Here is a 14,009-nt window from a genome sequence, read left to right as displayed (position 1 = left end):
TTACTCAAGGTCGGATTCATTGGCGCGCAGCAGGCGCATCTGCAACAGCGTAAACACCACCAGAATCACGAACAGCACCATGCTCATCGCCGTGGCATACCCCATCCGGAAGAAGCTGAAGGCGTTCTGGTAGATGTAGTACACCAGCACCCGGGTGGCGTCCGCCGGGCCCCCCTGGGTGGTGACCGCCACGGTGTCGAAAATCTGGAAGGACCCGATCAACGACGTGACCAGCACGAATACGGTCACCGGGCGCAGCAGCGGCAGGGTGATCCGGCGGAAGGTCGTCAGCTCCGAAGCGCCGTCAATCGACGCGGCCTCGTACACCGTGCGGGGAATCGCCTGAAGCCCGGCGTAGAACAGCAGCGCGTTGAAGCCCATGTGCTTCCAGACGTTGACGAAGGCGATGGTGGGAATGGCCTGTTCCGCCGAAGTGAAAAAGGACTGCTTGCCTAACGGGGTGCCGTCCAGCCACTGGTTGACGATGCCCAGAAAGGGATCAAGCAGCCACAGGAAGATCATGGCGACCACCACGCTGGACAGCAGGTACGGCAGGATCAGCAGCCCTTTGACGAACATGCTCTTGACCAGCCGGTCCATGGCCACGGCCAGCCCCAGCGCGAGCAGCGTCTGCACCGGAATGTTCCACAGCACGTACTTCACGGTGATCCCCAGAGCAGACCAGAACTTCGGGTCGCGGATAACTTCATTGTAATTCGCCATTCCGACGGTGCTGGGTTCGCTCAGCAGGTTCCAGTCGGTGAAGCTGATCTGGACGCCGCGCAGGGCTGGATAAAGGTAGAACACTGCGAAGCCGATCAGGGCGGGCAGAATGAACAGGTAGCCAGTCACGGCCTGCGAGGGAAACCTTCGCGGTGGGGCGGTCGTCCGGAGCGGCGGGGCGTCAATTCCAGTGGACATGGGTGCCTCCTGGGGTCTCCAGCCGGAGCGCGGCTGGGCAAGGCGCGGGCGTCAGGCCGACTCACGGACCACGAGAGACACCGGGAAGGCGTCAGAAGTGGGCACTTCTTTCTGCTCCACCAACGCCACCAGGTGCCGCACGGCCTGGCGTGCCATCTCCCCGTGCGGCACATGCAGGGTGGTCAGTCGCGGGTGGGTGTACTGCGAAAACTCGAAATCATCGAAGCCACTGATCGCGACGTCGGTGGGCACGCGCAGGCCCAGGTCATGCGCGGCCCGCAACGCGCCAGCGGCCAGGCGATCACTGGCCGCCAGGACCGCGTCTGGCCGCGCTCCGCTCGACCACAGGGCGTGCATGGCCGCCTCGCCGGACGCGTACGACCAGCTGCTGGACACCACCTCGGCCTGCACGCCGAGCTCCGCTGCGGTCTGCTGGAAGCCGCGCAACCGGGCCTGAGCGCTGCTGCCAGGATCACCGTTGGGGATAAGCAGGGCGAGGCGGGTGCGGCCCTGCGCCACGTGGTGGGCGACCATGTCGGCCATGCCGCGCTCGTAGTCGGCGTGGATGGTGGCTGTCGCACTGCCGGGCACCAGGTGATCGAACAGGACGGTCTGGACGCCGCAGGCCTGGACGTCGTGCAGTTGGCTGGCGGGCAGTGTGGTGCCCACCAGCACGGCTCCGCCGAACAAGCCCTGGAGGTAGCGCTGACGAAAGCGGTCGAGGGTGTCGGGCTGATCCTGGTTCAGGAACGCGGTGGTCATGCTGTATCCGTGGGCATTCGCTTCAGCCACGAAGGCCGACTGGATCAGGTTACGGTAGGGGTCATGAATGTCCTCCACGTTGTGGCCGAAAAACGCGCAGCATAGGGTGGTGCTGCGGGACTGACGCAGCGCCTTGGCGGCCTGGTTCGGGTGGTAGTTCAGGACCTGGATGGCCGCCAGCACCCGGTCACGCGTCGCAGGCCGGATCGAAGGGTGGTCGTTCAGAACGTTGGAGACCGTCTGGTAGGACACACCGGCATGCGCGGCGACGTCCCGCATGGTGGTTCGGGTCATGGGTGACCTCCTGAGCACAGCCTTCAAATTTGAACGATCAAAGTATAGCAGGCCAGGGCCAGCAATGCAATGGATCGTTCAAAAATGAGGTGTCGGCCCGTGACCTCCTATTTGACCCCGCCTGAGTCTGACCGGTTCCAGGAGACCGCTGCCCTGACCCCGCACTTCGACGCCTGCCAGCCCGCTGACAGGGAACGTTGGTCGTGGGACGAACCGCCGGGCAGGCGCACCAAGGCATCCGGAAGGTCCTGAGCTCCGTCGTCACCAGTCGAATGTCGGGGCTCAAGCGAAGTGAGGTACACCCGCGCCTCGAATGCGCGCAGCTCCAGCGTGGGCTCGAGATGCCCTGGGGCCAGGTAATTGGCCAGCAGCAACCGCGTGGCTGGCCTGCGCACCTCCTGCGGCACATCAACGACCACGGGAGCGGCGCTGAAGTTCAGCACCACCAGCATCTGCTGATGCTCGTCCGTCCGCGTATAGGCGTAGATGCTGGGATGATCGGGGAGGTGCAGGTCATAGCGGCCGTCAACCATCACCCGGTGCGTCCGGCGGAGGCGGATCAGATCGCGGACATACCAGAAGATCGAGTCCGGATCTCGCAGCGCCGCCTCGACATTGATTTCGGTATGGTTCGGATTGACGCCGATCCAGGGCGTACCGGTGGTGAAGCCAGCGTGGGGTGAAGCGTCCCAGTGCATGGGGGTCCGGGCATTGTCCCGACCTTTGGCATGAATGTCCCGCAGCACTTCCGCCGGATCGCGGTGACGCTCCACGACCTGCTCCTGGTAGTGGTTCAGGGCGTCGATGTCCCGGTACTCCTCGATACGGCTGAACTGCACGTTGGTCATGCCGATCTCATCACCCTGGTACACGTACGGCGTGCCTTGCAGGGTGTGCAGGAACGTCGCGAGCAGCTTGGCTGACGGCACGCGGTACGCTCCGTCATCGCCGAAGCGCGACACCAGGCGAGGGACATCGTGGTTGGAGAGGTAGAGGCTGTTCCAGCCTTGCCCGTGCAGCGCCTGTTGCCAGCGGGTGGTGATGCGTTTGAGGTCACTGAGCGCCCAGGGCACCTTGGTCCACTTCGGCGTGGGGTGGGTGGGATCGCTGTCCAGACCCATGTGCTCGAACTGGAAGAGCATGCTCAGCACGCCCTCGGTTTCGTGGGTGTACGCCGCGCCGAGTTCCGGCGTCACGCCCGGCGTCTCCCCAACCGTCAGCACGTCGTATGGTGAAAGTACCCGGTCACGCATCTCCCGCAGGTACTCCATCAGGCGCGGGCCGTTCAGGAAATGCTCCTCAGCCAGGATGTACGCCTGCCCGGCGCGCGGCGCAGCGTCCGGAAGTTCGGGGGGCTTGCTGAGCATGTTGATGGTGTCCATGCGCCAGCCATCCACGCCCTTCTCCAGCCAGAAGCGCATCATGGCGTAGATGTCCTCACGGACCCGGGGATTTTCCCAGTTCAGGTCGGGTTGCCGGGTGGAAAACAGGTGCAGGTAATACTCATCGGTGGTCTCGTCATACGTCCAGGCGCTGCCGCCGAAGTGGGAAGCCCAGTTGTTGGGAGGCCCGCCGTGGCGTCCGGGACGCCAGATGTAGTAATCGCGAAACAGGCTGTCACGGGAACTGCGGGCCGCCTGGAACCAGGGGTGTTCATCGCTGGTGTGGTTGACAACCAGATCCATGATCAGCTTCATGCCCCGGGCATGCACGTCGGCCAGCAGGTCATCGAAGTCGCGCATGGTGCCGAACTCAGGCAGGATGGCGCAGTAGTCTCGGATGTCATACCCGCCGTCATCGTTGGGGGAATCGTAGATGGGGCAGAGCCACAAAACGTCCACTCCGAGTTGCTGAAGGTAATCCAGCTTCCCGGTGATGCCGCGCAGGTCGCCGATCCCGTCCCCGTTCGAATCCCGGAAGGAGCGGGGATAAATTTGGTACACGACACTTTCTTTCCACCACATGCTGGACTCCTTCTCAAGACACCCCTTCCAGCAGCGGGAGAACTGCTGGGGAGACCTGATGGGGTCACCTGAGCAGTGGAACAGCGGATTACTTTAGGGGTTCATCCGCTTCCGCGGCCCGGGTTCCCGTCAGTAAGACCAGCAGCACATGGTCAACGAGCCGGATCAGGCGCTCGCGCGGGATTGAGGCCCCAGCCGGTCCGCCCTCATGGGCCAGGAGCGCAATCACCGTCTCACCCAGAACGTCAAGCGCCACTGCCGACAGTGGCGTATGGCCCGCCTGCACCGTTTGTTCCGCGAGCCTGTTCAGTTCGGTCCGAACAAACGTGCTGGAACGCTCGGTCAGGGTGCGATACAGGTCCGGGTGTGACCGCGCCATCCCCATCGTTGCGGTGACGATCTCAGGTTGGTCGTCGCACCGGCTGATCTGCTCCATCAGCGCGAGCAGATCATCTCGCAGTGAGGTGCCGGGGTAGTGCGGTGGCGCCAGCGGACTGAGCGTGGCCACGGCATCGGCCACCACGTCCGCTTTCGCCGTCCACCGCCGGTACAGCGTCGCCTTCGATACCCCTGCACGCGCCGCCACATCGGTCATGGTCAGCGCGTGGTACCCCTTTTCACCCAGCAGTTCGAGCGTGGCGCGGATGATGACTGCGTCGCGGCTTTGGTCCTGAGCGCGCCCCCGGCCTGCCGGTGGGCGTCGGCGCTGGTGTGGCTTGGTTTGATCGGTCATCTCATCCTTATAAGATCAGATCCTCCGAAACAATGTGGTACCGAAACACTTGCGTTTCGGAATAGACACTCCTATGATGCCCGAGCCGCCCCAGCGCCCAGAGCGCCAAGGGACTCTGCGAGGTTTCCTATGTCAAATGAACTGATCCGCCCCATCCTCGTCACAGGTGCTACCGGCAAACAAGGTGGAGCCGTCGTCCGCGCCCTGCTTGCCGCAGGGCGCCCCGTGCGCGCCCTGACCCGTCATCCCGGCTCAGCCGCTGGACTGGCGCTCGCCGCACAAGGCGTGGAGGTGGTCAAGGGCGACTTCAACGATCCTGCCAGCCTTGACGCTGCCCTGGCTGGCGTGGACGGCGTGTTCTCGATGCAGATGGGCTCCCATCCTGGAGACCCGGAGACCGAGATTGTGACCGGCCGGGCCCTGGTGGAGGCGGCCCACCGCGCCGGAGTCAGTACCATTGTTCACACCTCGGTCGCTCGTGCAGGCGATCACGAGAACTTCATCGGGTGGGATGAGGGGCGCTGGGAGCCGCTGTACTGGCAGAACAAGGCGGCCGTGAACGAGATGGTCAAGGCGCAGGGCTTCCGCCACTGGGTAATCCTGAAGCCAGCCATGATCATGGAGGACATCGTGCCGCCGATGGCGGACCTCCAGTTCGCCTCGCTCCGCGAGCACGGCCGGTTCGAGACGGCCATCGCAGCGGACACCGGCATCGACTGGATCGCGGCACAGGACATCGGGGCTTTCGCGGCGGCCGCCTTTGCCGATCCGGAGCGGTTCCACGGTCATGAGATTGACCTCGCTGCCGAAACGTTCACTTTGCCCGATGTTGCAGCCAAGATCACCCAGGCCACGGGAAAGCCGGTTTCGGCGGTCACCTTGTCGGAAGAAGAGGCGCTGGCGAAGCCCTATGGTGAGCTGAGCTTCAAGCACGAGTCATGGAACAACGTCGAGGGCTACAAGGTGGACCTAGAGGCCGTTCGGAGCTGGGGCGTACCCCTGACCACGCTGGACCAGTTCATTGAGCAGCACCGCGAGAAGTTCGTCATTGGCTGAATGCTCTCGCCTTCGCCTCTCGCCGTGTTCAGGGGGAACCTGAGAGGAAGAGCAGCGGATTGCCCTAGAAATCCAGACCACATGTGGGGGTCGCGACACGGATCAGCCCTGGCTGTACGCAAAGGGTGCGGAAACGAACGTTTCCGCACGCCTCACCGAGCACCGAGAGCGATGGTCCTGCCCTCTTACCAGGCGTCAGGCTCCGAGTTCTTGGCGTACGCGGGGGAGCACCCGGGTGCCCAGCAGCTCGATGGCCCTGAGAAAGGCGGCCTGGGGCATGCCCCCCACATCCATCTGAAGGATCTGCCGCGAGTGCCCGAGGAGTCCGTGCAAGTGAAGGATGCGGTCGGCCACCTCATCGGGTCCGCCCGCGAACACCATTCCACCCGCCTCAAGTTCGTTCCCCCGGCCAGGGGGCGCCCGCATCGGACGACCGATCTCCGGGCACTCCTGGTGAGACTTGGGGTTGATGGTGAAGTGCTGCCCTAGAATTCCAGGGTAGTCACTTTTTGTTCCTGGAGCTAAGATAGGAACCTGATGATGGAGCTGCAAGAAGGCACACCGATGTTCCCGCCCCTGGACGCCGTGCCAGACCCGCACCGTGCCTGCACGCAGCTGGGCCGCATCCTGAACAGCATCGGCGACAAGTGGACGATCATGGTGATCGGGGTGCTGTCGGATGGCCCGGTCCGGTTCAACGAGCTGCGGCGCACCATCGGCGGGGTGTCGCAGCGGATGCTGACCCTGACCTTGCGCGACCTGGAACGCGACGGCCTGCTGACCCGCACCGTGTACCCGACCATTCCGCCTCGCGTGGATTACGAACTCACGCCGCTGGGCCGGACCCTGATTGAACCGCTCCGGGCACTTTCCGAGTGGGCTGTGACCCATCAGGCAGAACTCGCCCAGGCGCAGGCCAGCTACGATCAACGGCCCGAGAACATCCGGGCAGCCGGTGGTTCTTGAACGCCTTCCGGAGGACCGGACGCCTGATCTGGCTCACCCCTACACCCGGCGTGTCCCACGGAAGAGTGAGGCAGATGACTAAGGTAATTCTTTTTTCTTGTCTCAGCTCACCCCGTACATATGGGGGTGTCCACCTTCCACGCGCACTTCAAGGCGGTGACCACCATGAGTCCCCTCCAGTTTCAGAAAAACCTGCGCTTGCAGGAAGCCCGGAGATTGCTGGTGGCGACCGCGCTGGACGCGGGAGCCGTCAGGTGGGGTATGCCAGCGCGTCGCAGTTCACCCGCGAGTACTCCCGCTTGTTCGGCCGGACACCCAGGACGGATCTGGCGCAGTTGCGCGCCGGGGGCAGCGGGCTGGTGCCGAACTAGAGGCTGGGCAAGACGTTATCCAAGAAGGGGTCTGATTTTCGCCAGCATCAGAACGCAGGCGGCCACAAAGTGGAAGCCGATCAGGGTGGAAGAGAGCCGCTCCAGGTCACGTCCTAAGCGTCGGAAACGCGACAGCCACGCCAGGGAGCGCTCGACCACCCAGCGTCTGGGCAGCAAGACGAAGGCGCGTGAAGCGTCCGAACGCTTCACGACCACCAACTCGATATTGCTTTTGCTGGCTGCCTCCCGTGGGGCCTGGCCGGTGTAGCCCTGATCGACAAAGGCCACTTCCAGCATGCCCCCAGTCAGTTCCTGGGCCTCCCGGCACAACGCTTGGACGTGGTCACGGTCTTACTCGTTGGCCGGTGAGGTCATCAGGGTGACGAGATGGCCCAGGGTATCGACGGCGAGATGGATCTTGGTGCCTTTGCGCCACTTGGCGCCGTCATAGCCTGCTCGGTGGCCGCTTTCCGGCGTGCTGATCAAGGTGCGACTGTCGACCACGATGGCGGTGGGTTCCCCACCGCGTTGTTGCTGAACCCGGCTGAACAGCCGCAGATCGTGGACCGCATTTTCGAAGCAATGAGCGGCAAACCAGCGTTGAGCCTGAGATCGCACGATCTCAGGCGACGGGAAGTCATGGGGCAGATACGCCCATTGCGCTCCGGTGCGGTTCATCCACAACAGCGCGTCCAGCACGTCTCGCAGGGGCTATTTACACCGCCGGGCGTGCTCAGGACTCGACGCCAGATAAGGCAGCAGGAACGCATACGTCTCGTCGTCTACATCGCTGGGGTAGGGACGCCGGGTCATGCCCCATTCTGAAACCAGCAGATTCCTGCTCTTGGATTTGGAATGCCTTTTCTCCAGCCTCTGCAGGTCCGCTGGCATGACGACGGACGTCCGTATCCGCCCCTCGTCACGCCAGCAGTGCCAGGAGATCAGCGCGTCTGATTCCCAGCCCGGGTGTTGCGGCCAATCCAACTCAGGATCAGGTCGGCGATCTGGAGGTTGTTCTTGTCCATCATGATCATATGGCTGTTGCCCCGAATCCCCAGCGTCGGCGGGTGCAGCATCTCCGCCACGCCGCCCGCCGCCTTGACCCGTGCGATGAATGCATTGCAGTCGTTGAACTGGTTTTGCCAGTTGACCACCGTGCCCGTCACCGCGTCGAGGTGGTCGCCGAACACCGCCAGGATCGGAATCTTCGCCAGGGCCGCGATCTGCGTGTCCGTGAACTGGGTGGACCGGCACCCGCCTGGCTCCAGCAGGACCATCGCCCTGATCCCGGTCGGGTCGGCCAGCGCCGCATCCAACGGGAGGGTGCCGCTCTGGGAGTGACCCATCAGCACGGCGCCGTTCAGTTGCGTCGCCAGCCTGGCCGTGGCCGCGATGTTGGGATTCGGTGTGGGCAGCACGTAGTTGAGGTCGGGAACGGCCTGCCGTGACAGTTCGGCCACCGCTTCGACCGGGAACTGCTCGTCGGGGAAGGGCGTGCCGAAGGTGGGACCGAAGCGGAACTGCGTCCACACCAGCTCGTCGCCGAAGCGCCAGAAGTTGGGCAGGGCACTGACGGGCTTCACCCCGGCGCGGACATCGTTGTAGGTCGAGATGTCGAAGCCCGAGCGCCCGCGTGAGACCTGATCGGGAACGTAGGTGGGATGACCCCTGCGGACGAAGTATTCATACCAGCCCATTCGGCCGTCCGGGGTGGTGTCGTAAGACTTGCCTGTCAGGGTGGCGCCGTGAATCATGACGACCGGAGCGCCCCTCTGGTGCATCGGCACCATGTACTCGACGTACATCTGGTTGACGGTCACGCGGGTTCCGGCGGGTGGGGGCTGGGGCGTGAAGTACGAGAGCTGGGTGGGCGTCTGCGTGACGTTCTCTCCACCGACGAGGAAGCTGCCGCGACTGCGCAGGATCAGTGGCGAGGATGGGGCCTGAACTGCGCTGAGTTCCTGGCTGGAGGCGGTCGTCGAGGACGCGAGGGCGGCGAGGACCAGCGCGCCGGTCAGCACGGTGGCAGCGGATCGTCTGGGGTTGGACATGGGTTTTCTCCTTTGAAGGGGTTACAGGTGTTCCAGAACTTGAGCGACTGCTGCCATTCGGAACGGTGCGGCGTAATGGTCTTTGTTCAGTTCGAGGCCTGCTCCTTGATCTTCTCCAGGGCATCATTGAACCCAACAGGTGTCCCGCTGGACCCAGCAAGGCGGCCCACCCTCACCTCGCCGATGGGCCTCCCGACGACGACCCTGGGCACCGCCGCAGCGAAGCGGCGCTGTAAGTCCAGGGAGGTCGGGTTGGTCGCGTGTGTCTGGACGCTGGCCCGGGTGATCACGCCCCGCGCCAGCGTGACCGTCACGGTGATGGAGGACGGGAGGCTGCCATACCAGCCCCGTGCCGTGTACGTGCCGTCGGCATAGCGGACGGTCTGCCTCAACGCCAGCCTCGTATCGGACGAACTTGGAGTGGGTTGCGCCGCGATCATACCGGTCCAACCTCCTGCCACCACGAGCGCGGCGGAGAGGATAGCGGTCGCCCTGAGCCTCTTTCTTTGTGTTGTCATGTTTGCTCCTTGAGAGCCGCGCCCTCACGTGAACACCTCACCGCCGAAGTTCTGCGAGACCTCAGCCTGGCCATCTCGGAACAGGCGCACGCACGAGAAGTCGAAGACTCGCGCCAGGGTTTCCGCCCCGGTGAAGAAGAGCGCTGTCGCCAGTCCGTCGGCAGTCGCAGCGTCGTCGGCCATCACCCACGTCGCCACCACATCCCGCACGGGAACGCCTGTCCGGGCGTCGAGCACGTGGTGCAGCCTGTCGCCCCAGGCCCGCCGGTTGACCGCCGAGGCGCACAGGGCGCGGCCCCGCAGGTTCGCCACGCCGACCACCATCCCGGGGTCGAACGGGTGCTCCAGCCCGACCGGGAGGACGGACTCACCCGCGTGGCGCAGGTCCCCGCTGCCATCCACCACGAACTCGGTGAATCCGGCATCTTCAAGAATCCCGGCGAGCAGGTCCACGAGGTAGCCCTTCCCCGCCGCCCCGACATCAATCACGAGGGGACGCCGTGTGACGAGCGAGGGGCCGTCCCGGAGAACGTCCTTCGACCAATTCACTCCTCCCTGCGCGCGTGCCTCAGCCTGAACACGGTCAGGGACGGGGGTGAGCGAATACACCCGGTCGTACCCGAGCAGTTCGAGGTCACGGCCCACGAGCGGGTCCACGGCCCCTCCGGTCACGGCATGAAGCCGGTCATAGAGGTCGAACAGGGCCGGAGCGTCGTCAGGAAAGTCGAAGCGGCCGCCTTCCGGGGCGTCAGCGATCTGCGACACGAGGGAGTCCGGGCGGAACCGTGAGTAGGTCGCAGAGAACTCCTCGATCCGTTCGAGAATGCGCTCCTGCCACTGCGGCTCCAGCGGCCCCGAAGTCTCGATCTCCCAGCGGGTTCCGGTGGCCTCGAAGGTGAACCTGAACATGGGTTGGGGCCGCTCAGCGGTCCGTCAGCTCCAGCACGCCCTCAGGGAGACGGGCGCCCTGCACCGTGATCTCCCTGGCCGCCTCCTCAATCTCGCGCAGGTCGTCCGGGGTAAGGTGCACGCCCACGGCCCCCAGGTTCTCCTCCAGGCGCTCGACCTTCTTCGTTCCCGGAATGGGCACGATCCAGGGCTTCTGCGCCAGCAGCCAGGCGAGGGCGATCTGCGCGGGCGTTGCTCCCTTTTCGCCTGCGATCCGATTCAGGAGGTCGACCACACCCTGGTTTGCCTCGCGGGCCTCCGGCGTGAAACGGGGGGACACGGCACGGAAGTCGGTCGGGTCGAGCTTCGTCTGCGCGTCGATCTTGCCCGTCAGAAAGCCTGCCCCGAGGGGGCTGAAGGGCACGAAGCCGATACCCAGTTCCTCGCAGGTCGCCAAAACCCCGTTGTGCTCGACGTCGCGCGTCCAGAGCGAATACTCGCTCTGCACGGCGGCCACGGGCTGCACCGCGTGCGCACGACGGATGGTCCCCGCGCCCGCCTCGGACAGGCCGAAATGTTTGACCTTCCCTTCCCGGATCAGCTCCCCGACAGTGCCCGCCACGTCCTCGATGGGCACGTTCGGATCGACGCGGTGCTGGTACAGCAGGTCGATGGTCTCGACCTTCAATCGCCCGCGCATCGCCTCGACCACCTCGCGGATGTGCTCGGGGCGGCTGTCCAGCCCGTAGCGGCTCCCGTCCGGGTGGATGCCGAAGCCGAACTTGGTGGCGATGACCACCCGGTCGCGGTACGGCGCCAGAGCCTCGCCGACGAGTTCCTCGTTGGTAAAGGGGCCGTAGGCTTCGGCGGTGTCGAACAGGGTCACGCCCCGCTCCACAGCGGCGTGGAGGACGCGCGTGGCGTCCTGATGGCTGGCTCCCGAGCCGTAGACGGCGGTCAGGCCCATTGCGCCGTAGCCCAGGGCAGAGACCTTCAGGCCGCTGTTTCCGAGTTCGCGTTGCTGCATTCTCCCTCCCCGGCAGGGACCCCTGGTCTCTGCCTCCTCCCAGCGGAGTGAGGTCAGTGTCCTGGGTTTCCGGTTGGAAAGGCTGCCTGTTCCTGCAAACTTGTCACCTGATCCTCCAGATCACCGGGGCGAGTCCGCCTGCTTTGGCAAGATCAACTCCGGAGTTTTAGGCAACCTTCAGAAACTCTGCGCCCCTACACTGCGGTGAAAGAACCCCACACCTGTGCCCAACCAGCCGAAGAGGCAGAAAGGACACCACCATGACCCTGACCCGGAATGCCCGCCCATCCACCAGCCTTCCCTGGCCCCCCAACAGTCCGACAGAAGCGGACCTGCACAGCCTGGCCGGGATGATTGAGCGGTACGTCCCAGGAGATGGCAGGGTGACCCTGCCCCTGCCGACCGTCCACGGTGTACGGGCAGCACGGCCCAACACGGAGGTGGTGCACGGGGTCTTCAGGCCTTCGGTGTGCATCGTCGCGCAAGGCGCCAAGCGGGTGTACCTGGGGACAGAGATGTTCGAGTACGACCAGAACCGGATGTTGCTGTGCTCGATGGACCTGCCCGTGGCGGCCGAGGTGGTGGAAGCGAGTCACGCGGCGCCGTACCTGGGGCTCATCCTGGACCTCGACTTGCGGCGGCTGTCCGAATTGGCCTTCAAGGTGTTTCCGAAGGGCTTGCCGCCTGTTCGGGAGAGCCGGGGAGTGTACCTGGGTGACGCCACTTCCGACATCGTGAATGCTGCCACGCGCCTGCTGAACGTCATGGGCGATGCGCGGGATATGGCACTGCTCGCGCCCATGATCATGGACGAAATCCTGATTCGCCTGCTGCGCAGCCCGGTGGGGGGACGCATGGCGCAACTCGCGCAGGCGGAGTCGCATCTTCAGCGGGTTGCCAAGGCCGTGGACTGGGTTCGCGCGCACTTCGACGAGCCGATGAACGTGGAGGCCCTGTCGGAGATGGTCCACATGAGCCCATCGTCGTTCCACGCGCACTTCAAAGTGGTCACGAATCAGACCCCGTTACAGTTTCAGAAGAGCCTGCGGCTCAGGGAGGCGCGGCGCCTGATGCTAAATGCGCAGATGGACGTCACCACCGCCAGCCGACGGGTGGGCTACGTCAGCACGTCCCAGTTCATCCGGGAATATGGACGGATGTTTGGGAACGCCCCGGCCCGGGACATTGCCCTGCTGAGGGAACGGGGCCAGACCCCAGCGGCGCTGAACTGAGGGCCAGGGTGACCCCGGCCCACACCCCCCTGCAAGAGGCTCAAAAGTTCGAGGTCACACCCCTCGAACTGTTCTTTGATCTGGTCTTCGTCTTCGCGGTCTCCCAGCTTTCGCATCACCTGCTGGAGCATCTCACCTGGCGGGGAGCGGCTGAGACCCTGATCCTGCTGCTGGCGGTGTACCGCACGTGGTCCACTACCAGTTGGGACGCCGCCATGCTGGGGGTGAATGGGCCGGATGCGCGGGGCCTGCTGCTGGCCGTCATGTTGCTGGGGCTGTTCATGAACGCCGCGATTCCAACGGCGTTCAGCGGAGGGGTGTGGGCGTTCACCCTGCCCCTGGTGGTGGGCCAACTGGGGCGTAGCTTCTGGATGATGTGGAGGGCGCCGACCGCCCTGTTCCGGGAGCACTTTCAGCGCACCTCGGTCTGGATGGTGGCGATTGCTCCGCTGTGGATGATCGGGGCCCTGGTGAATTCGGAGGCCCGCTTGGGGTGGTGGGCCGCAGCCGCGCTCCTGGACCTGATTGGCGGGTGGTTGGGGCATCCCATCCCGGGGCGAAGGCTGAACACCGAACGGCTGCCTTTTGACGCCGAGCACATGCTGGAACGCAACCGGCTCTTCCTGCTGATCGCCCTGGGGGAAACGGTCCTGACCACGGGCACGGCGATTGCAGCGGCCCCCATGTCACCGATGACGGTGGTGACGGGCACGGTCGCCCTGGCGGGGACGGTGGCGCTGTGGGCCGTGCTGTTCGGGCGAACGCACGCCTTGACGTTGCAGCACCTGGAACGAACCCTGGACCCGTTGCGGATGGGGCGTCTGGCGACCAACACGCAGGTGCTGATCGTGGTGGGCCTGATCGCGCTGGCGGTTGCCAACGAGCGGATCATCACCCATCCCTTCAGTCCTCCCTCCCTGGCGCTGACCCTGCTGCTGTTTGGCGGGCCGCTGCTGGTCCGGCTGGAGTTGGCGCTCTACCTGTGGCTGCTCGACCACCGGGTCCACTGGGGGCATCTCATCGCCTGCGCGGTGTTGGTCGTGGCCGGGCTCCTCACCCTGACCACTCCAGTGTTCGTGTCGCTCATTCTGAGCGGAGCTGTGTTGGTGGTACTGGCGCTGTTGGAGAAACCGTGACAACGCTCGCGCAGTTGAGCTTCCAAACTTGAACGGCTCTTGACGGGCGGTGGGGGTCGGAACGGGTTGGGGTGACGCCGTTGGTCCGCC

The 14,009-nt window shown here is 64.7% G+C and carries 13 protein-coding genes and 1 pseudogene; 4 read left to right on the top strand and 10 right to left on the bottom strand.

Going from position 1 to position 14,009, the window contains the following annotated elements; genetic code table 11:
- The 4 genes from HNQ09_RS07810 to HNQ09_RS07795 all read right to left on the bottom strand — a co-directional run bounded on the left by HNQ09_RS07810 (window position 1) and on the right by HNQ09_RS07795 (window position 4,674).
- Complete coding sequence (locus tag HNQ09_RS07810; RefSeq protein ID WP_184027611.1) at window positions 1-921, bottom strand: carbohydrate ABC transporter permease; 921 nt, start codon at window positions 919-921, stop codon at window positions 1-3.
- A gap of 51 nt (window positions 922-972) precedes the next feature.
- Entirely contained in the window at window positions 973-1,977 is a 1,005-nt protein-coding gene (locus HNQ09_RS07805; protein WP_184027608.1) for a LacI family DNA-binding transcriptional regulator, read from the bottom strand.
- A gap of 107 nt (window positions 1,978-2,084) precedes the next feature.
- Window positions 2,085-3,941 carry a glycoside hydrolase family 13 protein gene (locus HNQ09_RS07800; protein ID WP_184027605.1) on the bottom strand — a complete coding sequence of 619 codons (1,857 nt, stop codon included), beginning with the start codon at window positions 3,939-3,941 and terminating at the stop codon, window positions 2,085-2,087.
- Window positions 3,942-4,029: 88 nt separating this feature from the next.
- Window positions 4,030-4,674: a TetR/AcrR family transcriptional regulator gene (locus HNQ09_RS07795; RefSeq protein WP_184027602.1), complete on the bottom strand. Its 645-nt coding sequence runs from the start codon at window positions 4,672-4,674 to the stop codon at window positions 4,030-4,032.
- Between the two features lie 129 nt (window positions 4,675-4,803).
- Between HNQ09_RS07795 and HNQ09_RS07790 the strand changes: the two genes are divergently transcribed.
- Complete coding sequence (locus tag HNQ09_RS07790) at window positions 4,804-5,730, top strand: NmrA/HSCARG family protein (RefSeq protein ID WP_184027599.1); 927 nt, start codon at window positions 4,804-4,806, stop codon at window positions 5,728-5,730.
- Between the two features lie 195 nt (window positions 5,731-5,925).
- On the opposite strand, the gene HNQ09_RS07785 is transcribed toward HNQ09_RS07790, so the two are convergent.
- Window positions 5,926-6,156: a hypothetical protein gene (locus HNQ09_RS07785; protein WP_221269699.1), complete on the bottom strand. Its 231-nt coding sequence runs from the start codon at window positions 6,154-6,156 to the stop codon at window positions 5,926-5,928.
- A 111-nt stretch (window positions 6,157-6,267) separates the two neighbouring features.
- Between HNQ09_RS07785 and HNQ09_RS07780 the strand changes: the two genes are divergently transcribed.
- The gene (locus HNQ09_RS07780; RefSeq protein ID WP_246363227.1) at window positions 6,268-6,696 is read left to right on the top strand and encodes a winged helix-turn-helix transcriptional regulator; all 429 of its coding nucleotides are present in this window, start codon (window positions 6,268-6,270) and stop codon (window positions 6,694-6,696) included.
- A 386-nt stretch (window positions 6,697-7,082) separates the two neighbouring features.
- On the opposite strand, the pseudogene HNQ09_RS07770 reads toward HNQ09_RS07780, so the two are convergent.
- The 5 genes and pseudogenes from HNQ09_RS07770 to HNQ09_RS07750 form a co-directional block, all read right to left on the bottom strand.
- Window positions 7,083-7,880, bottom strand: a pseudogene (locus HNQ09_RS07770) (IS5 family transposase).
- A 128-nt stretch (window positions 7,881-8,008) separates the two neighbouring features.
- Window positions 8,009-9,118 (bottom strand): alpha/beta hydrolase family protein, encoded by a 1,110-nt coding sequence (locus HNQ09_RS07765; RefSeq protein WP_184027596.1) that lies wholly within the window; start codon window positions 9,116-9,118, stop codon window positions 8,009-8,011.
- Between the two features lie 86 nt (window positions 9,119-9,204).
- The gene (locus tag HNQ09_RS07760) at window positions 9,205-9,558 is read right to left on the bottom strand and encodes a peroxidase family protein (protein WP_184027593.1); all 354 of its coding nucleotides are present in this window, start codon (window positions 9,556-9,558) and stop codon (window positions 9,205-9,207) included.
- A 102-nt stretch (window positions 9,559-9,660) separates the two neighbouring features.
- Entirely contained in the window at window positions 9,661-10,545 is an 885-nt protein-coding gene (locus HNQ09_RS07755) for an FAD:protein FMN transferase (protein WP_184027590.1), read from the bottom strand.
- Window positions 10,546-10,558: 13 nt separating this feature from the next.
- Window positions 10,559-11,551: an aldo/keto reductase gene (locus HNQ09_RS07750; RefSeq protein ID WP_184027586.1), complete on the bottom strand. Its 993-nt coding sequence runs from the start codon at window positions 11,549-11,551 to the stop codon at window positions 10,559-10,561.
- A gap of 383 nt (window positions 11,552-11,934) precedes the next feature.
- Between HNQ09_RS07750 and HNQ09_RS07745 the strand changes: the two genes are divergently transcribed.
- Together HNQ09_RS07745 and HNQ09_RS07740 are read left to right on the top strand one after the other, a co-directional pair.
- Complete coding sequence (locus HNQ09_RS07745) at window positions 11,935-12,783, top strand: AraC family transcriptional regulator (protein ID WP_343057667.1); 849 nt, start codon at window positions 11,935-11,937, stop codon at window positions 12,781-12,783.
- 8 nt (window positions 12,784-12,791) lie between these two features.
- A complete protein-coding gene (locus HNQ09_RS07740) occupies window positions 12,792-13,919 on the top strand; it encodes a low temperature requirement protein A (RefSeq protein ID WP_184027582.1) in 1,128 nt (375 codons plus the stop codon).
- Window positions 13,920-14,009: the final 90 nt, after the last annotated feature.

The sequence above is a fragment of the Deinococcus budaensis genome (assembly GCF_014201885.1).
GTDB lineage: Bacteria > Deinococcota > Deinococci > Deinococcales > Deinococcaceae > Deinococcus > Deinococcus budaensis.
Note: the sequence above shows the minus strand (reverse complement) of the source record. Positions and strands in the feature narration are given on the sequence as shown.